The sequence below is a fragment of the Aeromonas sp. s12 genome (assembly GCF_040907925.1).
Lineage (GTDB): Bacteria > Pseudomonadota > Gammaproteobacteria > Enterobacterales > Aeromonadaceae > Aeromonas > Aeromonas veronii.
Window position 1 is genome coordinate 31,406 of sequence record NZ_JBFOCT010000022.1, and the last position, 24,304, is coordinate 55,709.

General features: G+C 58.1%; 19 protein-coding genes. 6 read left to right on the plus strand and 13 right to left on the minus strand.

Going from position 1 to position 24,304, the window contains the following annotated elements; translation table 11 throughout:
* Window positions 1–74: 74 nt before the first annotated feature.
* From AB5Y67_RS09925 to AB5Y67_RS09955, 7 genes are all read right to left on the minus strand, one after another.
* Entirely contained in the window at window positions 75–1,412 is a 1,338-nt protein-coding gene (locus AB5Y67_RS09925; protein WP_325793784.1) for a BatD family protein, read from the minus strand.
* A gap of 25 nt (window positions 1,413–1,437) precedes the next feature.
* Window positions 1,438–3,168 (minus strand): VWA domain-containing protein, encoded by a 1,731-nt coding sequence (locus AB5Y67_RS09930; RefSeq protein ID WP_199428227.1) that lies wholly within the window; start codon window positions 3,166–3,168, stop codon window positions 1,438–1,440.
* Window positions 3,165–4,208 carry a VWA domain-containing protein gene (locus tag AB5Y67_RS09935; protein WP_368207697.1) on the minus strand — a complete coding sequence of 348 codons (1,044 nt, stop codon included), beginning with the start codon at window positions 4,206–4,208 and terminating at the stop codon, window positions 3,165–3,167. Before AB5Y67_RS09935 ends, AB5Y67_RS09930 begins: the two co-directional genes overlap by 4 nt.
* The gene (locus AB5Y67_RS09940; protein WP_042082087.1) at window positions 4,201–4,722 is read right to left on the minus strand and encodes a DUF4381 family protein; all 522 of its coding nucleotides are present in this window, start codon (window positions 4,720–4,722) and stop codon (window positions 4,201–4,203) included. The genes AB5Y67_RS09935 and AB5Y67_RS09940 overlap by 8 nt, the downstream gene beginning before the upstream one ends.
* Window positions 4,722–5,705, minus strand: coding sequence for a DUF58 domain-containing protein (locus AB5Y67_RS09945; RefSeq protein WP_199416824.1), 984 nt, complete (start codon window positions 5,703–5,705; stop codon window positions 4,722–4,724). Before AB5Y67_RS09945 ends, AB5Y67_RS09940 begins: the two co-directional genes overlap by 1 nt.
* Window positions 5,706–5,713: 8 nt before the next feature.
* Window positions 5,714–6,691, minus strand: coding sequence for a MoxR family ATPase (locus AB5Y67_RS09950; RefSeq protein ID WP_199416823.1), 978 nt, complete (start codon window positions 6,689–6,691; stop codon window positions 5,714–5,716).
* Window positions 6,692–6,834: 143 nt separating this feature from the next.
* Window positions 6,835–8,373: an arylsulfatase gene (locus AB5Y67_RS09955; RefSeq protein WP_325793783.1), complete on the minus strand. Its 1,539-nt coding sequence runs from the start codon at window positions 8,371–8,373 to the stop codon at window positions 6,835–6,837.
* Between the two features lie 844 nt (window positions 8,374–9,217).
* On the opposite strand from AB5Y67_RS09955, the gene AB5Y67_RS09960 reads away from it, so the two are divergent.
* The 5 genes from AB5Y67_RS09960 to rplY all read left to right on the plus strand — a co-directional run bounded on the left by AB5Y67_RS09960 (window position 9,218) and on the right by rplY (window position 16,580).
* The gene (locus tag AB5Y67_RS09960) at window positions 9,218–10,495 is read left to right on the plus strand and encodes an HD-GYP domain-containing protein (protein WP_199416797.1); all 1,278 of its coding nucleotides are present in this window, start codon (window positions 9,218–9,220) and stop codon (window positions 10,493–10,495) included.
* Between the two features lie 120 nt (window positions 10,496–10,615).
* Window positions 10,616–11,038 (plus strand): CBS domain-containing protein, encoded by a 423-nt coding sequence (locus AB5Y67_RS09965; protein WP_021230185.1) that lies wholly within the window; start codon window positions 10,616–10,618, stop codon window positions 11,036–11,038.
* A 240-nt stretch (window positions 11,039–11,278) separates the two neighbouring features.
* Window positions 11,279–15,193: an ATP-dependent RNA helicase HrpA gene (gene hrpA / locus AB5Y67_RS09970; RefSeq protein WP_325793782.1), complete on the plus strand. Its 3,915-nt coding sequence runs from the start codon at window positions 11,279–11,281 to the stop codon at window positions 15,191–15,193.
* A 95-nt stretch (window positions 15,194–15,288) separates the two neighbouring features.
* A complete protein-coding gene (locus AB5Y67_RS09975) occupies window positions 15,289–16,176 on the plus strand; it encodes a hypothetical protein (RefSeq protein WP_064337892.1) in 888 nt (295 codons plus the stop codon).
* Between the two features lie 116 nt (window positions 16,177–16,292).
* Complete coding sequence (gene rplY, locus AB5Y67_RS09980) at window positions 16,293–16,580, plus strand: 50S ribosomal protein L25 (RefSeq protein ID WP_005333252.1); 288 nt, start codon at window positions 16,293–16,295, stop codon at window positions 16,578–16,580.
* Between the two features lie 106 nt (window positions 16,581–16,686).
* Here the strand turns inward: rplY and AB5Y67_RS09985 are convergent, their stop codons facing one another.
* Window positions 16,687–17,079, minus strand: coding sequence for a MerR family DNA-binding transcriptional regulator (locus AB5Y67_RS09985; protein WP_005360322.1), 393 nt, complete (start codon window positions 17,077–17,079; stop codon window positions 16,687–16,689).
* 122 nt (window positions 17,080–17,201) lie between these two features.
* Between AB5Y67_RS09985 and AB5Y67_RS09990 the strand changes: the two genes are divergently transcribed.
* A complete protein-coding gene (locus tag AB5Y67_RS09990; RefSeq protein ID WP_199428224.1) occupies window positions 17,202–18,377 on the plus strand; it encodes a thiolase family protein in 1,176 nt (391 codons plus the stop codon).
* Here the strand turns inward: AB5Y67_RS09990 and AB5Y67_RS09995 are convergent.
* The 5 genes from AB5Y67_RS09995 to AB5Y67_RS10015 form a co-directional block, all read right to left on the minus strand.
* Window positions 18,374–19,597 carry an EAL and HDOD domain-containing protein gene (locus AB5Y67_RS09995; protein ID WP_005333249.1) on the minus strand — a complete coding sequence of 408 codons (1,224 nt, stop codon included), beginning with the start codon at window positions 19,595–19,597 and terminating at the stop codon, window positions 18,374–18,376. The genes AB5Y67_RS09990 and AB5Y67_RS09995 overlap by 4 nt on opposite strands.
* 115 nt (window positions 19,598–19,712) lie before the next feature.
* Window positions 19,713–20,981: an OmpP1/FadL family transporter gene (locus tag AB5Y67_RS10000; protein ID WP_058057638.1), complete on the minus strand. Its 1,269-nt coding sequence runs from the start codon at window positions 20,979–20,981 to the stop codon at window positions 19,713–19,715.
* 252 nt (window positions 20,982–21,233) lie between these two features.
* Window positions 21,234–22,520, minus strand: a complete 1,287-nt coding sequence (locus tag AB5Y67_RS10005; RefSeq protein WP_005360328.1) for an outer membrane protein transport protein — start codon at window positions 22,518–22,520, stop codon at window positions 21,234–21,236.
* 402 nt (window positions 22,521–22,922) lie between these two features.
* Entirely contained in the window at window positions 22,923–23,702 is a 780-nt protein-coding gene (locus tag AB5Y67_RS10010) for a DUF3379 domain-containing protein (RefSeq protein WP_150389146.1), read from the minus strand.
* Window positions 23,695–24,294, minus strand: coding sequence for a sigma-70 family RNA polymerase sigma factor (locus AB5Y67_RS10015; RefSeq protein ID WP_199428223.1), 600 nt, complete (start codon window positions 24,292–24,294; stop codon window positions 23,695–23,697). Before AB5Y67_RS10015 ends, AB5Y67_RS10010 begins: the two co-directional genes overlap by 8 nt.
* Between the last annotated feature and the right edge of the window lie 10 nt (window positions 24,295–24,304).

Here is a 24,304-nt window from a genome sequence, read left to right on the forward strand (position 1 = left end):
ACTTTGGCAGTGTAATGAAGTGGGAAAAGTGGGACAACCAGTGCAGGGGTTGGTTGCTGCGTGGCGCACTTTATTTATCTGTTTGCGTTGCTGGATGACTGATCCGCTGAGGTCGGTTTGCCAGTCAGGGGGGGCAATTCCGGCAGGGCCGCTTGCCAGCCGACAATGTGGCCCAACTGTGAGCGGATGTTGCCATGACTGGTGCCCCGTCGCCTTTGCAGGCGCACCAGCAGGCGCCAGCCCATCCTGAGCGCATCAGCCCGATCAAGGGGGTCTTGCTGGAATACAACCTGTTGTTGCTGCCAAACCGGATCGGAACTGACACGACTAAGTTCCAGCCAACCCCTCTTGGCCCGCAGATAGCGATAGGCCAGTACCCGCACCGCCCCCCACTGCCTGCTCCAGATGGCGACCCCATATTGCCAGCCGAGCGGGCGAGGGTGGTGACGGTAGTAACGGGCCATAGCCTGGAGCGCCAGCACCAGCAGGGCTACACCACCGGCTACTCCAAGCAACCGATGCCAGTAGGTCGCCAGCCAGGAGGCGGGAGTGTGGCGCACTTGCAGGGTCTGCCCAGGGAGGGTCAGGGTCTGCAGCTGGCCAGTCTGGCTGTTCCACCAGGCAAGCTCCAGCGCGGGCAGGGTCAACTCACCACCGCGCTGCACGATATAGGTAGTCTGATCTTCCCGTGTCGAGAGGTACTCCCCCCGCTCCTGGGTATCGTTCAGTCGGGCTTGCGCCGGATAGGCCTGTACCCGCCCACCGCTTGCAAGCGGAGTGATCAGCGGCGGGATCAGTACCGAGAGGGTATCCTGCCCGCTGGCGGTCACGGTGCGGGTGATAGCATCCCCTACCTGCAGCTCGCCGTCAGCATGGTCATCCGCAGAGCGCTGCCAACGCTGGCTCAGGGTGAGATTGCTGGCGCTCAGCCAACGCCCGCCGACCGTCAGGGCTGGGTCGGGCAGAGCGGCGGCAAAACGCTGAGGGTGGGTGGTAAGGGTGATCTGCCGGGAGCCCCCTTCAGGGCGCGCCACTGAGGCCCGCACCGTGATGGCGGGGATCTCGAACTGGCCGGATTGCTGGGGATAGAGCGTCAGCTCCCAGCGCTGGTGCGACCAGGTCTCGCCATCACGGCGCTGGGTGAAGTTGGTCGCCAGCTCGCTGCGCTGCTTGACCATGACCCCCGGCAGCTCGAACTGGCCGATGCGGGTACCCGCGGTAAACCAGCGGTTGGTGGCCAGCTCCAGATAGAGGGTGATCTGTTGGTTGACGGCATAGGGGCGCTTCTCCTCCCCCTGCTCTTTCAACCAGCTCTTGAGGGTTACCTGAGTGGCATCAGTCGCATCAGCGGCCTCGGCAGCCTGTGCTTCGACCGTGAGCAGCACGGCCCCGAGCAGGGTAGCAGTCACCATATATCTGCACAGCCAGTGGCTGAGTTTATTGTGCCGGTTGCACATGGGTAGGCTCCTTGTGGGTGGCAGAACGAGGACGGGCGGTTGCGCCCTTTTGCTGCGCTTGTAGCTGGAGGCGGAATTTGGCTTGCAGGAAGTCACCGGGATCAGACTCCACCCGGCGCAGCCACTTTTCGGCCTGCGCCGGATTGGCCAGGATCTGATCTGCGGTCAGGGTTTCGCGCGCCATCAGGGATGAAACCACGGTCTCTTCCGCTCCGTTGGCACTGCGTGGCTCATCATCGGGCAGTTCACTGGAGTGATCAGGTCCATCCGGCGTGCCGGTCTGGCTCTGACTGGCGCGGTTGATCTCGTCAACAATCCCGCTCATCACCTGATAGTTGTGGGCGGCTGATTGACGCATGCTCGGGTCGCTGGCCTCGTCAGCCAGTTTCCGGAACAGCCGGCGGGCGGCCAGATACTCACGCTGTCTGGCGAGGGCATTGCCGGCATAGAGCAGAGCCTGTTCTGAGTCGGCTTGCAGGAATGCTGACTGGGCCAGCGCAAACTCGGCGCCATAGTAGTAGGCCACCCCCTTGTAGAAGGGATCTTCATAGTGTTTAGCCGCCTCCAGATAGTCACCTTGCTGGAAGTACCACTGCCCCTGCTGATCCGGGGTGAGCCAGAGGTTTAACCACTGCTGTTTCAGCTCCTTTACCCAGTGATTGATCGCAGGCTCTGTCGGCTCTGCGGGCGCCAGCGAGAAGGTGGTGGCCTGCGCAGGCGTCGTCTGTAACAGGGAGAGACCGATGGCTGCCACCAGACCCCACTGCACCAGCCAGCCTTTGCGAAACCAGAGCAGCAGCAGGGCGACGACCGGAAAGAGCAGGTAGTAACCCATGTCCTGCCAGGGCATCAGGGAGTCGTTGTGGATCAAAAAGTTGCGTTCAATCCCCAGGTTGATGCGCTCTACGTCGCGATTATCCACCGTCATGGTGAGCAGGGCGCCATTGCTGTCACTGGCCAGTCGCCGTAGTGAGGCAAGCTCCAGCGGGCGTTTGCCACTCAGGGCCGGGTCGCCAGCGGCCAGGATCAGCAGCTGACGGGATTGACCACGGAAATAGTCAGCCAAGGGGGCGATGGCGGAGGGGCTGATGCCATCACTCACCAGCAAAACGGTGCTGCCGGTCTCATCGGCCAGAAGCTCGGTGAGCAGCGGGATCACCTGTTCGGTGCGCTTGCCCGCTTTAGGCATGATCTCGGGACGGATGGCGGCGAGGATAGGGTCATAGACGGCACTGTCACGGGTCAGCGGCATGGCGGTGTGGGCCGAGCCGGCAAAGACCACCAGCCCGTTGCGCCCGCCATCGCGGGTCGCCAGCAGATCGCTGATCTTCTGCTTGGCCTGCGTCAAGCGGTTGGGGGCGATATCCGTTTCCAGCATGGAGTCGCTGTTATCGAGCAGGATCAGCAGGGCGCCCTGATCTTCGCCAAAGGGGGAGGGTTCACGGCTCCAGGTCGGCCCTGCGCAGATCAGGATGGCGAGCCCCATCAGCAGCCCCAGCACCTTGAGGGGCAGGTTCTTTTTCCAGCCGGTGTCCCCCAGCGTCAACGCCTCGCGCAGATGGGGCGGCAGCCGCTGTTGCCAGTTGTTTGCTTCATCCATGTGCCAGCGCAGCAGCAGGATGGCGACAAGGGGGAGCAAGGCAAGCAGCCACCAGGGGCGCAGGAAGTGGGCATTCAGCCAGAGCTGTTGCCAGTAGAGAGGATCCATCATGGCGTGTCTCCTGAGAGAGCAGTGCGCAGGCGGTAGCGCCTGAGGGTCAACAGGGAAAAGAGGGTGAGATAGAGGACGACGCTGACGGCGATGAGGTAATGGTGCAGGCTTTCGCGAGTCTGAAAGCGGGTGCTTTCGTAGCGTTGTGGCTCCAGCTCACCGATCACCTGATAGGCGCGCGTCAGCTGCGCCTCATCAAGAGCCTGAAACAACTGGCCGCCGGTCAGGGTCGCCAACTGTTGCAGGGTATCGAGATCGAGAGCCTGTTCGCCGACGGTGGCCGGATCCCCCATAGCGATAGTATGCAGCCGCACGCCGTTGACCGCGGCTACCCGGGCCGCATCCCGCGGGCAGACAAAACTGCCGGTGTCGTTGCCATCGGTAAGGATGATGGCGACTTTCTCCCGCTTGGCGCTGTTCTGGTCTAGTTGCCCGTGGCGATCACTGTTGTTGAACACTTTGATTGCCAGACCGATGGCATCCCCCAGATGGGTGCTCTGGCCAGCCATGGCGACATCGGTTTCCTGCAGCAGGGTTTGCCAGGTGTCTAGATCGGCGGTAAACGGCGCCTGAAGAAAGGCGGCATCCCCAAACAGGATGAGCCCGAGTCGATCTCCTTTACGCATTGCAGCAAATTGTTTAAGCACCTCTTTGGCGGCGTCTAGCCGACTGAGGGACTTGCCGGGGTCGGGGGAGAAGTCGGTCTCGGCCATGGAGCCGGAGAGATCCAGCACTATCATCACATCCCGCCCGAACCGCTCGCGCACCTGAGGCGGGCCATAGATGGTGGGCTTGGCCAGTGCCAGTACCGCCAACAGCCAAACGGTGATCAGGGCGATCCGCTGCCACCAGCTGGCAGTCAGCTGGGTTGCCCCCTCACGCGGCGGCTCATCCAGCAGATCGATCAGCAGGTCGAAGAAGGGCACCTTGATGGCACTCTGCCGGGTGCGATAGGCCGGAATAAGGCGAAACACCAGCAACGGCAGGGGCAGCAGCCAGAAATAGTGGGGGTGGGCAAACTCGAGACCTGCATCAAGCATGATGAGCCTCCGTCGCCAACGAGGCTGTTTGTATTGGAGTCTGGTGGTGGGCAAGCCAGTCGTTGCAGAGGGAAACGAGGCAGAGCTGATCACTCACGCTTAGCACCACCTGATCACAGACCAGCGATACCAGCCAGCGTTCCCCCAGTTCGGTCGCAAAACGGGGCTGCCTATCAGCCATGGCATTGTCGAGGGTCTGCAGCAACGCCATGCCAAACAGCTTGCCGTGCCGGGGATCTAGGTGGGTCAACACCTGCTTGATCAGGTGAAACAGCGCCAGACTGGCCCCGGCATCAGACCAGTTGATCGTGCGCAGGGCCGCCTGCGCTTCACGGCGGTAACGCTGTTGCCACCAGCGCTGTGCCCGGTGATAGAGCCAGAGCAGCGCCAGCGCCCCCAGGCTCAGCGCCAGCAGCAGCCAGCCTGCGGTTTGCGGTTGCCAGCTGATGGTGGGTGGTACGGTCACGTCCTGCAATTCGCGCAGCATATAGGTGCCGGGCAGCTTGTGGTTCATCAGTGATCTCCTCCCAATGCGGTAATGAGGCGGGCGAGGTGGTGGCCACCGGTGTCGAGGGTGATAAGCGGCAATCCCTTGAGGGCCATCAGTCGCAGCAGTTGATCTTTTTTCAGCTGCTGCTGGCGGGCTAGCCCCTGATCCAGCACAGGGATCTGGTGGGGAGCAATATTGAGCTGGTACTGGCCATCGCCGACTATCCAGCTGGCGTCAGCGGCTGTGGTCGACAGAGCCGACTCGAGGGGATCGGCGATGTGCAGTGCCAGCACATCGTTGTGCTGCTGCAAGTAACCGAGGCGGGTCAGGTCGGCCTCGGTTACTCCAGCCCAGTCGCTGAGAAAGATCAGGGTGGTATTTTTCAACTTGAGGCGGCCCAGCATCGCCAGCAGGGGGGCCAGACCGGTCGCCTCGCCGTCGCGGCTGGTGGCCGAGAGAGCATGATTGGCGGCACAGAGCTGGCGCAGCCCTGCCAACCAGTGGCCACGGGAGCGCTGGCCGCGCAGCCACGCCACGCCATCGCAGTGCAAAATGGCGAGCCCGACCCGATCGTTCTCTTTGAGTACTTGCCAGCCGAGCAGGGCAGCCACTTCGGCGGCCACCACTGACTTCATCACCTCCACCGAGGAGAAGAACATGCCGCTGCGCTGATCAACGCAGAGGATCACGTGACGATCTTTCTCTTCGCTGTAGCTACGGACATGGGGGCGGCCGGTGCGCAGGGTCACTTTCCAGTCCAGGGTGCGAATATCATCCCCTTGCTGATAGTGGCGCAGCTCTTCAAAGTTGAGTCCACGGCCGCGAAAGCGTGACGGGTGACGGCCGCACAGCAGGTTGCCGCTGTTTAGCCGGGGCAGCAGTGAAAACTGGCCGACCAGCCCCTGAAGCCGGACCAGTGTCAGGTAGTCGCAGTGGATGCGGGGGTCACCACTGGGCGGTTGCCCGCCCTGTGTCAGCCTGTCATGGGATAAGGAGCGAGGTGTCATGGTATCGCTTACCCGATGACGACGTGATCGAGCAGAGTCATCACCACCTGCTGGTGATCCACCCCATCTGCCAGCGCGTCATAGCTGAGGGTAAAGCGGTGGCCAAGCACGCTGGGCACCATGGCACGCACATCGTCGGGCAGCACATGGTTGCGCCCTTGCAGCCAGGCATAGGCGCGGGCGCACTTGTCCAGAGCAATGGATGCGCGGGGGCTGGCGCCGACCGCAATCCACTGTTGCAGCCCGGTGGCCGGGTAGCGATCGGGGTGTCGGGTCGCCATGACCAGCGCAATGATGTAGTGCTCCACCAGCGGTGAGACCGTCATGGCCGAGAGCTCTGATCTGGCCTGCAAGATGAGTTCAGGGGAGAGGGGGGCGAACCCCTCGTTCTGCTGGCGGGTACCGCGCTCTTCGGCCCGCACCAGCCGAATAATGGCAAGCTCTGCCTCATCATCGGGGTAGGCGACCGAGACCTTGAGGGCAAAACGGTCCATCTGGGCTTCTGGCAGCGGGTAGGTCCCCTCCTGCTCGATGGGATTCTGGGTGGCCAGCACCATAAAGAGCTCGGGCAAGCGATGGCTCTTGTCACCGACGGTGACGGTGCCTTCGGCCATCGCCTCCAACAGCGCCGCTTGTACCTTGGCGGGGGCGCGGTTCACTTCATCGGCCAGTACGATGCTGTTGAAGATGGGGCCTGGCTGGAAACGCAACTGGTGGGATCCGTCACGCTCCTGATACATCTCTGTGCCGGTTACATCTGATGGGAGCAGGTCGGGGGTGAACTGAATGCGGCCGAAGCTGGTATTGAGGGCTTCTGCCAGCGCCTTGACCGAGCGGGTCTTGGCGGTGCCGGGCAAACCTTCAAGGAGCACGTGGCTATTGGTCAGCAGGCCGATGACCAGGGCGCGGATCACATGGGACTGGCCGACCACACTGTGACCAACCTGTTCGATAAGTTGCGAGATCTGTTGTTGCAAGGGGTTCATAGGGTTTTCCACAGGGTACATTTAACGAGACAGAGATTGGGCTAGGAGGGGCCAACGGGTTTTCACTTTCCAGCTGGTTCGGGGCGAGCAGGCTGGAAATTGAAAACGCCCACCAGAGAGTGATGGGCGTTGGAGTCACCGCCTTACTTGATGGTGGCGACTTTTTGCTTGAGTGCATCCAGCTCTGCCAGTTTGCCCTTGAGCATCAGGCTCTGGGAGCTAATGCTGGCAGGGTTCATCTGGAAGCTCTGCTGCATCGGGTAGTTGGGCAGAGTGTCGAAGAACTCTTTCAGGATCCCCTGTGCAGGTACGAACAGCCACATGTTGTCTGCCATCCAGCGCAGATACATGCCTGACTCATGCGGTGCCTTCTCGAACGGATCTGCGCGCAGGTTGATGATCTGCGGCCAGTTCGGAGTCACACGCGCCGCGTCGGTGATGTTGCCCTCCATGGTGGCAAAGTTCAGTTTGAAGTCATTCCAGCGCACGGCGTTGAGTTCGCCGTTTGAGGAGAAGTAGAGCATGGAGTTGCGCGGGGAGGTGCCGGCTTTACCGGAGAGATACGGCATGAAGTTGTAACCGTCCAGTTTCACCCGCCACTGTTTGCCGTTGGCCTTGTAGCCCTTGGCCAGCTTCTCTTTCACATCCGGTACACCGGCTGCGGCCAACAGGGTCGGCATCCAGTCCTGATGGGCCATCATGGCGTTGACCTTAGTACCAGGCTTGATCACGCCCGGCCAGCGAACCAGTTGCGGAACCCGCATCCCACCCTCCCATGTGGTGCCTTTTTCGCCGTAGAAGGGGGTGGTGCCGCCATCCGGCCAGCTGACGGTCTCGGCGCCGTTGTCGGTGGTGTAGATCACGATGGTGTTGTCGGCGACCCCCAGCTCGTCCAGTTTGTCGAGCAGGATCCCCACCTGATCATCGTGCTCCAGCATGCCATCGGCATAGATGCTGACGCCGGATTTACCCTGATACTTCTCTTGCAGACGGGTCCAGACGTGCATGCGGGTGGCGTTGTGCCAGATGAAGAAGGGCTTCTTGGCTTTGACTGCTTTCTCCATGAACGCTAGCGAGGACTCGAGGAACTCTTCGTCAGCATGCTCCATGCGCTTGCGGGTCATGGGGCCGGTATCTTCAATCTTGCCGTCGGCAGAAGATTTGATGACGCCGCGTGGGCCGAACTTCTTCTTGAACTCCGGATCTTTCGGGTAGTAGTAGGTTTCCGGTTCTTCTTCCGCGTTCAGGTGATAGAGGTTTCCGAAGAACTCGTCGAAGCCGTGCTTGGTCGGCAGGTGCTGGTTCTGATCGCCCAAATGGTTTTTGCCGAACTGAGCCGTCATGTAACCCTGCTCTTTGAGCAGATCACCGATGGTGGGCGCCCAATCCGGAATACCGTGGGTGGATCCGGGCATGCCGATGGTCAGCAGACCGGTACGGAATGGCTCTTCACCGGTAATGAAGGCGGCGCGGCCGGCGGTGCAGGATTGCTGACCGTAGTGATCGGTAAAGAGGGCCCCTTCATTGGCGATCCTGTCCAGATTCTGGGTCTGGTAGCCCATCATCCCCTGGTTGTAGGCACTGATGTTCCAGTAGCCGATGTCATCGCCCATGATGGCAAGAATATTGGGCTTGGCGGCTGCTGTGGCACTACCAGCGGTGGCCATTAAGGCAAGGCTCATGGCTATTTTGTTTATTTGAATGGCCATTATTGGCTCCACTCCTAATCTGATGTGAATTGGTACACAAAATGGGCGATGAAAGCAGCGTGCGTTTAACGCGGTGGAAATATCATCCCGTGCAGGCTGTTGGAGGGGATGGAATACCCGGATGGGCACATTCCCCTTTATCGCTGTCGTTATGACCAGCAAAGAGTGATATGACCTGCATAGCCCGAGTTAACCGCCGCTTGGAAATCAGCTTTCAACAGTTTCACTCTATAAATCCCGTTTATCCTTGTCGCCTTATAGCGAATATAACCGCTGGTTATCCGATATTTTTTCTCCAACCCTTTGGTCGCAGGCTATCGGGTGGGCTCGAGCGAGCATGGGAAGCTGTGTCCAGAAAGCGTGAGGTGTCTACCGTTATCGATGGCGACAAGGCGAATAAATGGGTGATGGAGTTCACAGTTCGGTTAATTAATTTTGGGATGGTGGTAGTTATGGGCGTTGTGGTGTGCCTTTATTCAAAATTATTACTGGCAAACCGAGCACTCTTTAATTCTGATGAAGTCATAATTAAGTAAAGTTGGGGTGTTGATTGTTTCGCTCAGATATGAGTTTTTAAAACTGCTCACAATCTCTACGCGAGATTTAAAAAGTCTGCTCGCATATTTTTGAACGTATACATATGACTTGAATGGGTGTGGCCAAATAAATCCAGCTGTAATCTTTGCCTTTTCAAGGTGTCAGGGTCATAAATGCCTATAAAAACAAGGTAAAAGGCTCGGCTATTGACTAAGTTGATAGAAGGCGAGGCATAAAACAGCGCCAGTTTGATACAACAACATCGCATGGGACCCGGATCATGGACAGAGCGCAGGGCGCAGCCCCCTTTTCGTTGCAAGTGGATCTAAGGCAGGTGGTGTATGCCCTGTCAGCCTCGCTGGATCTGGTGGGCATTGGCGATGTGGCCCACGGTAAACGGGTCGGGATTATGGCTGCCGAGTGCAGCCGGGAGCTGGGAATGAGTGAGGCCGAACGCTGTCTGCTGTTCGAGCTGGGGGTGCTGCATGATATCGGTGTCTCCTCGACCATCACCCATCACCATCTGGTCAGCGAGTTCGATTGGGAGTCCTCCCAGCGCCACTGCGAGGTGGGATATCAGCTGCTCAAGGATTTCCGTTTGCTGGCCCCACTGGCCCTGCCTATCCGTTATCACCACACCCACTGGCACCTGTTGCGCGAGATGGCCGATGTGGACCCCAATGTAGCCCGTCAGGCCAATCTTATCTTTCTGGTGGATCGCTGCGATGCGTTGGCGGCGCCCTACTATGGCGATGGTTCATTGTTGATGCACACCAACGAGATCCGCGCACGCCTGCAGGATTTCCGTGACGAGTTCTTTGCCCCCGAGCTGGTGGATGCCTTCCTCAAGGCGTCTCGCTCTGAGGCATTCTGGCTGCAGCTGGAAGCTCGCTCCATCAATGATTACATGCTGGAGATGCTGCAGGTGCGGGAGCCTTGCCTGACCTTCAACGGGGAGCTAAAAGCGCTGGCGCAGATCTTCTCCGGCATTGTCGACGCCAAAAGCCCATTCACGATGACGCATTCACTCGGTGTGAGCAGGTTGTCTCGGGCACTGGCAGAATTGATGGGAGTCAGTGCCATCCATTGTGACATGCTGGAGATCGCCGGTTTGCTGCATGATCTGGGCAAGCTCAGGGTGCCGGACGAGATCCTCGACAAGCCTGCCAGCCTGACGAAAGAGGAGCGGGCCATCATCAACACCCACAGCTTCGAGACTTACCAGATCCTGCGCCACATCGAAGGGTTTGAGGAGATTGCCTGCTGGGCGGCCTATCACCATGAGGAGCCAGACGGTGAGGGCTATCCGTTCCACCTGCCGGTATCCGCCATGGCGCTTGAAGCGCGGATCCTGCGGGTCGCCGATATTTTTCAGGCCATGGTGCAGGACAGACCTTATCGCCGCGGTCTGCCTGCCCGTGACGCATTGACCTTTATGCAGCAACTGGCGGATCAGGGGCGGGTCGATCCCGCTGTGGTGGCGGTGCTGGCCGATCACCTGCCGCAGATGATGATGGCAGCCATTCCGGATCGCGAGCCGGATCATGCCATCAATTGAGGGAGAGGCTGGCCGCTGACTCATACTGCCGTGAGCCAGCTATGCTTGGAACAAGCCGAGCATGGTGCCGGTACCGGCGCACAAGACGCCAGCTTGATGGACTACCGTAGGGGAGCAGATATGGAATCGCTAAAAGCCAAGGATTATATGCAGAGCAGACCCATCACCTTCACTGCCGATATGATGGTGCAAGCTGCGGTCGAGAAATTTCTGAACAGTCATCAGCTCGGTGGCCCGGTGGTGGATGGCCAGGGCCATCTGATTGGTTGGATCTCCGAGCAGGATTGCATCGCAGTGCTGCTTAAGGAGGCCTATCACTGCGAACAGGTGGCGCAGGTCAAGGATGTGATGCGCAAGGAGGTGTTGTCGGTGGGACCCGATACCAGCATTTTGAGCCTGGCGGAGATGATGATGGGACAAAAGCCGAAGATCTATCCGGTGGTGGAGGAGGGACGCCTGCTCGGTGTCATCAATCGCCACAATGTCATGCAGGCCATTCACGCCCAGCTCACCACCTGTTTTGTCCATCACTCCCACGGTTAACCCTGTTTTTCTCTCTCCCAAGGCAAGCTTCGGCTTGCCTTGGCTATTTCATATGCTGCGATTTATTCATGTTATGCCATCTTACAATGGTTGTTTTGTGATGTTTGAGGAGCGGCCAATCTCTCTGTCTTCCCATATATAACGCTACGTTAAGGCTTGCACCGCCCCCGTTCGCTCTTTAGGATCGCTCCCAGCTTATCGATATGGCCCCTCTGGGCACCTATTTAAGGAATTCGTACCTTGTCTCTCTCTATCGAGGCGCTGCGCCGCCGTCTCTCTGCCTGCATGAATCTCGACGCCCGCCGCCTTTCCAGTCGTCTGCACGGGGTCAAGAAGCTGCCTGAAGGCAAACAGGCCGCCGTGCTGGAGACCATCGCCGCTGATTTGGCCGCCGCCGAAGTGCGCTATCAAACCCGTCTGGCCGGAGTGCCCAAGGTCACTTATCCGGACAACCTGCCGGTCAGCCAGAAGCAGGCTGAGATCGCCAAGGCCATTCAAGAACATCAAGTGGTGATCATTGCAGGGGAAACAGGCTCGGGCAAAACCACCCAGATCCCCAAGATCTGTCTGGCACTCGGGCGCGGAGTGAAGGGCTTTATCGGCCACACCCAGCCACGCCGTCTGGCGGCCCGCACTGTGGCGGCCCGTATTGCCGAGGAGATGGAGTCCGAACTCGGTCACTACGTGGGCTACAAGGTGCGCTTTACCGATCAGGTGAGCGAGCAGACCCACATCAAGCTGATGACCGACGGTATCCTGCTGGCCGAGATCCAGAACGACCGGATGCTCACCCAGTACGACACCATCATCATCGATGAGGCCCACGAGCGCAGCCTCAATATCGACTTCATTCTGGGTTATCTCAAGCAGCTGTTGCCCAAGCGCCCCGATCTCAAGGTGATCATCACCTCGGCCACTATCGACCCGCAACGTTTCTCCCGCCATTTCAACAAGGCGCCGGTGATCGAGGTCTCCGGCCGCACTTATCCGGTGGAGGTACGTTACCGTCCGCTATTTGTTGATAAAAAAAGCAGTGACAAGAGCGAAGGGCTGGAAGAGCGCGACGAACTGCAGGGGATCTTCGACGCGGTGGAAGAGCTGGCCCGCGAGGGGCTCGGGGACATCCTTATCTTCATGAACGGCGAGCGGGAGATCCGCGATACTGCCGATGCCCTGCGCAAACTCAACCTGCGCGATACCGAGGTGCTGCCGCTTTACGCCCGTCTTTCCAACGCCGAGCAGAACAAGGTGTTCCAGCAACATGCCGGACGGCGCATCGTGCTCGCCACCAACGTGGCGGAGACCTCACTGACGGTGCCGGGCATTCGCTACGTCATCGATCCGGGCACCGCCCGCATCAGCCGCTACTCTTGGCGTACCAAGGTGCAGCGCCTGCCCATCGAACCGGTCTCCCAAGCCAGTGCTAACCAGCGTAAAGGGCGCTGCGGTCGGGTGGCGGATGGTATCTGTATCCGCCTCTACTCGGAGGCGGATTTCAATAGCCGTCCCGCCTTTACCGATCCCGAGATCCTGCGCACCAATCTGGCCTCGGTCATCCTGCAGATGCTGGCGCTCGGCCTTGGTAATATGGAGGCGTTCCCGTTCGTCGAACCGCCGGAGTCACGCCATATCAAGGATGGCTTGACCCTGCTCAAAGAACTGGAGGCGGTGCGCGAGCTGCCCGCCACGGGCGATCGTGAGGCAAAATTGCAGCTGACCGAGACCGGTCGTCAGCTCTCGCGCATCCCCCTTGATCCGCGTCTGGCGAAGATGGTGATCAGCGCAGCGCAGACTGGCTGCCTGAGCGAGGTGATGGTGATCACCGCTGCCCTCAGCATTCAGGATCCCCGCGAGCGTCCCATGGAGAAAAAACAGGCCGCCGACGAACAGCACAGGCGCTTTGAGGACAAGGATTCCGACTTCTTCGCCTTTGTCAATCTGTGGAATTACCTGAAAGAGCAGCAGGATCTCCTTGGCAGCAACCCGTTCCGCCGCATGTGCCAGAAGGAGTTTCTCTCCTACCTGCGGGTGCGCGAATGGCAGGACATCCATTTCCAGCTGCGTCAGACGGTCAAGGAGCTGGGTTTTAAAGCCAACCATGAACCGGCAGATTTCAAGACGGTGCACTGTGCGCTGCTGACCGGCCTCTTGAGTCACATCGGCAACAAGGATCTGGAAAAGCCCGAGTTCCTTGGCGCCCGCAACGGCCGTTTCCACCTGTTCCCGGCCTCGGGTCTGTTCAAGAAGCCGCCCAAGTGGGTGATGGCCGCAGAATTGGTGGAGACCTCGCGCCTCTACGCTCGCATCAATGCCAAGATTGAGCCCGAGTGGGTGGAGCCGCTGGCAGGCCACCTCGTCAAGCTGCACCACAGCGACCCACATTGGTCGAAGAAAAACGGCGCTGTAATGGCCAAGGAGAAGGTGACCCTCTATGGTCTGACCCTGGTCAACGAGCGCACCATCAACTTCAGCCGTATCGATCCGGCGCTGTGCCGCGAGCTGTTTATCCGCCGCGCTCTGGTGGAGGGGGATTTCGAGACCCGTCACCGTTTCTTCAGCGATAACCGCAAGCTCTTGGCCGAGGTGGAGGCGCTGGAGCACAAGTCCCGTCGGCGCGACATCCTGGTGGATGATGAGGACCTGTTCCGCTTCTACGATGCCCGTTTGCCGGAGGAGGTGATCTCTGCCCGCCACTTCGACAAGTGGTGGAAAGAGGCGCAAAAGCGGGATCCCGAGCTGCTCAACTTCGAAAAAGAGATGCTGATGAAGGGGGACGCAGCCCACATCAGCGATCTTGACTACCCCAACTTCTGGCAGCAGGGGCGCCTCAAGCTCAAGTTGACCTATCAGTTCGAGCCGGGGGAGGCCGCCGATGGCGTGACCCTGCATATTCCGCTGCCGCTCCTGAATCAGGTGGAGGTGAAGGGGTTCGAGTGGCTGATCCCCGGGCTGCGCCATGAGCTGTTGGTGGCCCTCATCAAGTCGATGCCCAAGCCGATGCGCAAGAACTTCGTGCCGGCGCCAAACTATGCCGATGCGCTGCTTGCCAGCATCAACCCCGAGCAGGGACCGCTGCTGGACGAGATGGAGCGCCAACTGCGCCGCATGACCGGCGTCACCGTACCTCGCGAATCCTGGGACTGGGCTGCGGTGCCCGATCACCTGAAACTCACCTTCCGGGTGGTGGACGACAAGCACAAGAAGGTGGCGGAAGGGAAAGATTTGGAGGCATTGAAAGAGTCCCTGCGTGGCAAGGTGCAGGAGACCCTGTCGCAAGTGGCGGACGATGATATCGAGCAGTCCGGCCTCACTCTGTGGAGCTTTGGTGAATTGCCTCAGGAGTACAGCCAGAAGCGCGGCGGCTTCGAGGTGAAAGCCTATCCGGCGTTGGTAGACGAGAAGGATTCGGTCGCCATTCAGCTGGTGGAGAGCCCTGTGGTGCAGCAGCAGCTGATGTGGGCGGGCCAGCGCCGGCTGGTGCTGCTCAACGTGCCATCTCCTATCAAGTATCTGCAGGAGAAGCTGCCCAACAAGGCCAAACTCGGGCTCTATTTCAACCCGTTTGGCAAGGTGGCGGAGCTGATAGATGACTGCATCGCCTGTGGCTGCGACAAGCTGATCGAGCAGCATGGAGGGCTGGCTTGGGACGAGGCCGGTTTCGAGGCGCTCAAGGAGTTTGTCCGTGCCGAGCTCAACGATGCGGTGGTGGAGGTGGCCAAGCAGGTGGAAGCCGTGCTGACGCTGTCCCATGAGATCAAGAAGCGGCTCAAGGGGAAGATGCAGCTCGACACCGCTTTTGCCATGTCGGATATCCAGCAGCAGCTCGGCAACCTTATTCACAAAGGTTTTGTCACCGAGACCGGCTGGCAGCGGTTGCCTGATTTGCTGCGCTATCTGCGCGCCATCGAGCGTCGCCTGGAGAAGCTCGCCATCGATCCCAACCGGGATCGGGTCTACATGCTCAAGGTGCACAGTGTGGAGTCGGAGTACAAGGCGCTGCTGGCCAAGATCCCCAAATCCCAGCTGATCCCGGCCGAGGTGGTCAATATCCGTTGGATGATCGAGGAGCTGCGGGTGTCGTTCTTTGCCCAGAATCTGGGGACCCCTTATCCGGTCTCCGATAAACGGGTGCTTAACGCCATCGCTCAGTGCTAAGCTGCTATCTAACTGTTTTAACAGCATGATAGCGGGTGCTGAGAAGGGGTTGCCGGTCAGGTAGCCCCTTCAAACCGCAAGTCAGGGAGGCAAGGATGCTGGGGATCTGGTTGAGTGTGGCGCAGGTGGTGATCAGCGGTTATCAACCCATCGCGGAACAAACCTGGGTGCAGTTGAACCCGGAATATTACCCGCTGGCGCGCACGCCGCCTGCGATGTTTGTGGCCTGGCGTGGCAATCAGTTTCCGCCGCTGGCCCAAAAGCAAAAGCAGGGTCGCTGGCAGATCCTCTTTCCAGCCAGGTTGGTGCCCCCCTTCGATCTGTTCGAGGGGGAGGCACAGCTCTCCAAAACCTATCTGGCAAGGCTGCGGCGCATCGACGAGATGGCTTACGGGGTTGTCCCCGGGCAGGCTGTTGCGGCTGGTGCAATCGTGCAGCAGGGGAGTGGGTCCCCTGCTTATCACGCGCAACCTGTCGCGCCCTTTATCGCCGAGTTCCGCACACCCCAAGACGCGTTCGGTGGTGTTGATATACCCTGCGACCCCGCCGAGAGCGAACCTCTACTGGTTCAGCTGGGGGTGGCCTTTCGCACTGCGGGGATGAGTGGTGCCCAAGGGGATGAGGGAGTAGCGAGCACCGATATGGCGCTCGCCAGCCACACGGCTAGCTTATCCGCAGGCAGTGACGTCATGCTTACCCTCTCGGCTCCTGCGGCCGGCGGTCCACAAACCGTGTGTCATCAGGTCGCTGCAGGGGAGACCCTGTGGCGTATAGCGAATCAGTTATCCAGTGCCCGGGGAGCCGATACCTACAGCTATTTGCTGGCGCTGGTGGCAGAGAATAAGCCGCGGCTTGGCAAGAGCATTCGAGTCAGAACGGGGGAGGGACTCTACTGCCCGCGCGCCGAGACCCTGGCGCGGTTTGATGCCCTGAGCCCGGCCCAGCGTCAGCAGCAATTCGCCCGGTTGGAGCAGGGGCGCTAAATGCAGAGTCGGTACCTTGTATCCGAATTTGGCCCGTGGTAGTATTCGCGCTCGTTTTGCGAGGTGCTGACCGGTCGCAGTTAGCACCATAAATTCATCCAAAAGAGATACATACTATGTCTTTCGTATTCCAAGCTGAAGTCCGTTCTGACCTGGGGAAAGGTGCGAGCCGCCGCCTGCGTCAAGCTGACCAAGTTCCTGCCATCGTTTACGGTGCAGGCAAAGAAGCCCTGTCCATCACTGTTGACCACAAGAAAATGATCCTGGCTCAAGAGAAGCCGGAATTCTATGAGTCTGTACTGACTCTGGTTATCAACGGTGAAGAAGTTAACGTAAAAGTGAAAGCTATCCAGCGTCACCCGGTACGTTACAAGCTGATCCACCTGGACTTCGTTCGCGTTTAATAGCGAACCGTCAGGTTGAAGAAAAGCCACTCTCAGGAGTGGCTTTTTGCTATCTGGCATCTTGTGAGCAGGCTGAAGGGACTTACCTGATAAGCCAGCAAGGCGGTTATCCCAGCTGGCTAAGGGCTTGTTGGCAACGCTGCTCGGCGGCATCAAGCTCCAGCAGTACCATCCTGATATCTTCCATCTGCTGTTGCAGTGTCTCCCGTTTTTCCTCAACCAGTCCCAGCATGGTCTGTAATTGGGTGCGGCTGCTCTTGTCGGCATCATAGAGATCAAACAACTCGCGGATCTCGGCGAGGCTGAATCCGAGCCGCTTGCCGCGCAGGGTGAGCTTGAGGCGAACCCGATCCTGCTTGCTGTAAATGCGGGTTTGTCCCTCTCGGGCGGGATTGAGCAACCCCTGATCCTCGTAGAAACGGATACTGCGCGTCGTAATATCAAATTCCCGGGCCAGCTCACTGATGCTGAAGCGCCGTCCTTCATCCTTGTTGTTCATACAGACTTCTTGGCGAACTAAATCCTGTCTGCACCTTACCTAAACGTAAACTGCACTGCAACTCTTGTTCCATCGCGTCAGAACCCCTATGTTATGGCCATGTAACAAACAGAGGCAGGCAAATGGATATTGCAATTGTGGCGGCAAAACGGACTCCGATGGGGGCGTTTCAGGGGGCATTGGCAGAGGTAACTGCGCCTGAGTTGGGTGCCTATGCTATTGAGGCGGCACTACAGCAAAGTGGGCTGCGTCCGGAGCAGGTCGATGAAGTATTTATGGGCAATGTGCTGGCTGCGGGCGTGGGGCAAGCGCCAGCCCGGCAGGCGTTGTTGAAAGCAGGGTTGCCAGATAGTGTGCCTGCTACCTCGGTCAACAAGGTGTGCGGATCCGGCATGAAAGCAGTGATGCTGGCGGCGGATACCATCCGCCTTGGTGACAACAGGGTAGTGGTCGCGGGGGGGATGGAGAGTATGAGCCGTGCCCCCTATCTGCTGGATAATGCCCGCAGTGGCTTTCGGATGGGGCATCAAAAGGTGTTGGACCACCTATTCCTCGATGGTTTGCAAGATGCCTATGATGGCCAGCTGATGGGGGTACATGCCCAGCGCAGCGCCGATCAGGCCGGTTTGACCCGCAGTGCCATGGATGAGTTTGCTCTTGCGTCGTTGCAGCGTGCGCGCGATGCGCAGCAAGCCGGCGCGTTTGCATCCGAGCTGACAAGCGTCTATCGCGGTGAGCGCTTGTTGCTGGCTGAAGACGAACAACCCGGCAAGGGCAGACCGGAGAAGATCCCGACCCTGAAGCCTGCCTTTGGCAAGGAGGGCACCATTACGGCAGCAAATTCGAGCTCTATCTCGGACGGTGCGGCGGCGCTGATATTGATGGATGGCGCCACGGCGCAAGCCTGGCAGGTACCAGTGCTGGCACGGATCGTCGGTTATCAGAGCCATGCAGCATTGCCTGCCGAGTTTACCTCTGCGCCCATTGGCGCCATTTCACGCTTGCTGGTGCGTCTTGCATGGTCGGTGGAAGAGGTGGATCTCTTTGAGATCAACGAGGCCTTCGCCATGGTCACCATGCTGGCCATGAGCGGGGTCGGCATCCCTCATCACAAGGTCAATGTGCATGGTGGGGCCTGTGCACTCGGTCATCCGTTGGGGGCGAGTGGCGCGCGTATTCTGGTGACGCTGATCGCCGCGCTGCGGCAACGGGGCCTGCGGCGAGGCGTAGCCGCGCTCTGTATCGGGGGCGGGGAGGCGACCGCTATCGCGGTCGAGGTGAATGACGAGACGAATTAATTGGTGGCTTCCATCGCCAGCAGTTGTTCCGTGACCCAGGTGGTGGCGGCCAGATAGAGGTGACTCACCTTATCCTCGCTCAGCCCCAGGCGGGCTGTTCTGGCCGTTACCCGTGACCAGTTGGCGCTCTCGTAATCTTCACAAAACGCGAGGTAGAAACCGAGATTGCCTTTTCGCTCCAGCAGCGCCAGCCGAATATCGTCGATAAGAGGGATAGTGCCGAGCAGCTTGTCCATCGGCTGCTCCATCAGTACATCCAGCAGGGAGAAGAGACCGGTGATAAAGGCTTGTTGTGCCTGCTGGCTCGGAGCGTGGGCGTGGGCCAGCAGTTCACAGAATCGGGCACGGATCATCGACATCTGGTAGAGCTCGGCGCTCTTGCCCTTGCCGGCGCTGGTCGCGGCTACCAGCGAAACAAAGCGCTTTAACTGGGTGTTGCCCAGATAGATGGCAGCCTGGCGAAATGACGAAATAGGGTTGGTGTGGCCTTTGAGATGGTTGACATAGCGCAACAGCTTGAGAGAGAGGGAGATATCCTGACCGAGCAGCTGCTCAATCTTGTTGATATCAGGCTCTGCCTCGTTGACCACGTTGAGCAACTGCATCACCACGACTTGCGCCGGCTCCATGGTGGCTTGCTTGACCATCTCGGGTCGACTGAAGAAAAAGCCCTGGAACAGCTGGATCCCCAGCTGTTTGACCCGCTCGAACTCCGCCTTGTCCTCTACTTTTTCCGCTAGATAGGTGAGCCCCAGCGTCTGATGCCGCTGGATAAACACTTTGATCTGCATCAGGGGGGTGGCACGAAGATCAAACTTGATGATGTGGATAAAGGGGAGGAAGCGCTCCCAATCCGGTGACATGGTGAAGTCATCGAGTGCCAGTTGATATCCCAGCTTGTGCAGCTGTTTCACCTTTTCCAGCAGGGCATCATCCGGTGGGGAATCTTCCAGGATCTCAATCACCACTTTTTCGGGCGGCAGGCACTCTGCCAATCCCTCCAGCAGCAGTGAGTGGGGGAAATTGATAAAGCAGGGGCGGCCCCCCAACAGCTGATCGATATTTTGTTGCAGGAACTGTTCGACCACCAGGCGTGACGTTGCCTGTTGGGAGGAGATGCTTGGGAAGACATTATTCAGACTATCGCGAAAGAGCAGCTCATAGGCATGAGTTTTGAGGTCTCTGTCGAGGATCGGCTGTCTTGCTACGTAGGAATACATGCCTTGCTCCAGTAAAGGTACTGGGTTGATTTTATGGTGTTGCAGAACACTATGCCAGTGTTCACCTTATTGAGTAAGGCAATAATTGGCATAGCGTTTTTTGCAGGGAAGGAATTTAGAAGAGATAGCTCAATTGTGCACCAGCCAGCCAGGCATCCCCTTCGGAAGTGCCCTGGAAGGTGGAGGTCGTCATCGGATTACCCGGTTGCAGCTCCATTTTTTCAGTGACATCCACCTTTTTGCCATCGATCAGGGTCAGCCCCAGATCCACGGTCAGGTTGGGCGTGAACTGATACCCCATTCCCAGGCTGTACCAGAGCCGATCGGCATCTGGGATGGAGATGGTACGACGATCGGCTGGCACCGGGCTGGCGTCATAGGCCACACCGGAGCGCAGTTGCCACTTGGGAGTGACCTGATAGGTCATACCGATGGCGTAGCGCCAGCTATCTTCCCAGTGCTCATCCTTGATGTGCATGTTCTGCAAATTGTTGAGATCAGCTTCCAACTGAACGAATTTGCTCCAGTTGGTCCAGTTTAGGCTGCCGTGGAGAGCCAGCTTGTCAGTCAGTTGATGGAATGCAGCAAGTTCTGCGGTGGCGGGTAATGGCAGATCCAGACTGCCGGTATCTCTGATCTCGGTAACGGAGCCATCTGCATTGGGTCGGCCCACGATAGCATCTCCCGAGAGGGTCAAAGTGACATCGTGACGGTAGGAGAGGCCAATTCGGGTTTGTTCGGACAACTCCAGCAAGGTGCCTACATTCCAGCCCCATGCCCAGCCATCCCCTTGCAAATGTTTTGCGATCAGGTTTCGAGAAGGGAAGGTGCCACCGACTTCGCCTTCGCCCTGAATAGCAGAGATCCCGGCACCAATTGACCACATCTCATTGATGCGGTAGGCGAGTGAGGTACCCAGGTCCATGGTCTTGATATCGGAGACATTGCCAAAGTGTCCTGCGCTGTAGTTATCCGGCATCTTGACGCCAAGGCCGTAGTAAGAGGTTGCCGAGAAGCCGAGGCGCCACTGCTCATTGAGTGGAATGATGAGATAGGCGTTGGGAACCCAGGCCGCGGCGGCGATATCGTGTGCACTGGCGTCGGAGGTGACGATACCGGCTTTGGTCGGCAAGCGGGTGTTACCTTCAATATTGACGTCAGGACTGACATAGATGACTCCGCCAGAGAGCGCCATCTGATCGAAGCGGGTCATGGCTGCTGCATTGCGGGAGAGCACACTGGCGTTATCCGCGATGGCGGCCTCACCGGCAAAGGCGCGTCCCAGGCCTGTAGCGGACTGTTCAGCCAGCTGGAACCCGGCGGCATGAGTCTGACCCGCGATCACCAGCAGGGCGATGGCGGACGGTTTGATGATGGGATGCATGGCAAAATCCTTGCTGTTACCCGAAGGTTCAATCGGTCATATGAATGGAGGCAGGATTTTATATGGTATGACCAGTAAGGCAACGGTAATGGCCAGTATCTGGATAAAACAAGATTAAATGCTGGAAGGATGCACTCTAATAGATTGATTAGAAAAGAAAAATAAACACGTGTGTGCTACATGTGTGCGCTGAGATGGTTTTGTCGGATAAAAAAAGAGCGCCTGACGGCGCTCTTTCAATTCTATCAATAATCAGAACTTCATGTTGAACTGGGCAGAAGCCAAGAAGGCGTTGCCGTGGGAAGTACCTTTCCAACGCAGGCTGTCGGAGTGGCTACGCAGACCTTCGTTGACGTCAACTTCTTTACCGTCCAGATAAGCCATACCAAAGTCAACGCTCATATCGGTGTTGATATGGTAGGTGGCACCGGCGCTGTACCAGATACGGTCTGAGTCGGGAATGCTCAGGCTGCGGTAGTCAGCTTCGATCGGGGTGTTGTCATAGGCAAAGCCCATGCGAGCTTCCCATGCTGGGTTGATATACCAGGTACCGCCGATGGAGTAGCGAGTAGAATCTTTGAACTTCTCATCTTTTTGCAGACATACGCCGCCAGCACATTGGCTGCTGGTTGCTTTCAGCTCCTGGAAGGCGCTCCAGTCAGTCCAGTTTACAGAGTAATGAACAGCAAACTGCGGGCTCAGGCGATGGTAACCAGCGAACTCGGCTTGTGCAGGCAGATCCAGCTTCAGGTTGCCATCCACGGTGCGATTCAGTGAGCTTGCACCTTGGAAATCACCGTCAAAGCTCATATCGACTTGTGAACGGTAGGTCAGTGCAAAGCGATGGTTTTCATTGACTTCATACAGGGTACCAACGTTCCAGCCAAAGCCCCAGGTGTCGCCTTTCAAGTGAGCCAGACGAGTATCGGTCGGCAGCGGGCCACCTTGGCTAGGTGGATTCAGCGGGCCCAGCAGACCGGCATAGCGGTTGAGTTCGGCGGCACCGTAAACGGCGTTGATACCAGCACCGACACTGAAGTGTTCGTTGACACGATAGGCAATGTTCGGGTTGATATTGAAGGTCATCAACTCGGTATCACCTGCACCGGCACCAGCCGGGAAGGTTTTGGAGTATTCGGTGGAGAGACCGTAGTTGGAGAAGATGCCAATACCCCAGGCCCACTGGTCATTCAGCGGCTGAATAAAGTAGGAGGCGGGAACGAAGGCTGCCGGAGCAATGCCACTTTCGCTGGCTGGAGCCATTTTGTTCGCGCCAGCGTAAACAGCACCATCTACATCCACATCCGGTTTGATGTAGGTGCCGGAGACAGAAACTGCCATCTTGTCGAAGGTGGTCATGGCCGCCGGGTTACGGGCCAGCACGGAGGCGTTGTCGGCAATAGCTGCTTCACCGGCATAGGCGCGACCCAGACCGGAGGCCGAGTGCTCGTTCAACTGGAATGCCGCAGCATGGACTTGACCGGTGGCCAGCGCGATGGTGGCGGCAATCAGGCTCTTCTTGAAAATAGTTGTCGTCATGGTGTTCTCTCTTGTAGGCAGATTTTTTTGCCGATATTGGCTGCACGTTCAATGCAAACCTCGACAAAATCCGTTTTTATTTCAGCTTCTTCCCAATCAATTCTGGCGTGATTCTATGGATCTGGTAGGAGGTAAGAAATCAGACCAGTGACAGCAGAATACATAAAAGTGATCGATGTGTTAATCATTTGTTTTAACTTGCTGTTTAATTCATCATTTTGAGGGTCTAAAGGTGGATTATTGACCTGGATTGCCGATCTCCGTCACAAAAATAATTTTGTCAATTTTTCGAAATCTTGAGGCAAATGAGTGACAAAGGGGAGTAAACAGGGAGGGAACAGGCTGCGGCTCGTGACCGCAGCCTGCTATTGAGGATGGATCTGAGGTTGTTAACTAGCGATGTTAAATGTCCCACTGCAGACGTGACTGCAGGGCGTTGGCAACGGGGGCAAGTGGCTCTTTCATCTCGCCAATCAGTACCATATTGGCGCCTTTGAGCTGGACTATCTCCCCTTTGAGGGTGCCATCTTCAAAGGTGGCCTGTTGCAGGGTTAATGGCACATGTTTGGGCACTAAAAAGAGAGTGACTGGCCCCATCTTTCCCTGGATCACCATGTGCAAGGCTGGTCCCTGATAAAACGAGCAGTGATTGACATAGGTCACCTTGAGCCCATCCATCCCGCTCAAGGTGGCGCCATACTTCTCCATCTTGGCATTGATGTTATGCAGATTGACCTGCTCATCGACACCTTCAATAAAGGGCTCTTCGCCATAGACATGAGCCATCGCTACCTGTGCTAGGGAGAGGGCCGCAGGAGCCGTTTCTGGCAGCGTGATCCAGCGGGTGCTCATTCCCAGCAGGAAGGCGACCGATGCAGCCAGGGCGATCTGGCGCCAGGATGTTGATGTCCGGATCTTGACCGGCGCCGTGCCAAGGGGGCGGGATGGCGGCATATCATCTGGCGCGTCACTGTCATGCAGCATGGCTTGCCTGAGCAGGATCCGTTCGGCCAGTCCGGCGGGGACCTTAACCTGCATGGCGTGCTTGAGAGTTCTGTCGAACTGCTTCATCTCGTCGAGATAGTTCCGATTGGCTTGGCTGGCTTCAGCTGTTTTGAGAAAATCCGGCAGTTGATCGTGGGGCTGGATCATGGCATTGCGGCGAAATTCGAGTTCATCCATGTCCGTGTCCTCTTGTTTGGTTCTTCTGCTCCATCGCCTCCTTGATCTGGTTGCGGGCGCGAAACAGTCGAGTCATGACGGTGTTCTTGTTGAGGCCGAGCATCTCGGCAATCTCCTCACCACTGAATCCTCCCACGACTTGCAGCAGCAGTGGCTCCTGATACTCCTCGGGTAACCGGACGATGTGACGGTACAACCACTCGTTCTCCATTTCCTGTTCGCTGTGCAGCGCATCGTGCTGGGGCTGAGGGTGATCGTCGAGATCCACCAGCTCCAGCTGTTTGCGTTCAAAGCGGCGGGCGTTCTCCCGTCTGAGGATGGTGATCAGCCACCCTTTGGCCGCCTTGTCATCCTGCAGGGTGTCGATAGCCTTCCAGGCACGCAGGAAAGTCTCTTGCACCAGATCTTCCGCTACGTTGGGATCCCGGGTCAGCCAGTAGGCATACCGGTAGAGATCGCCATGCAGCGCATGAACCAGTGCTTCAAATTTGGTTTGTTTGTCAGCCATGGGATCAGAGACCGGCGAAGTGGCCGGATCATTTCCACCAATATGCTGCTGAGCACGTTTTTTTCTAAAAAACAGCAGTGCCATAGGGCAATCC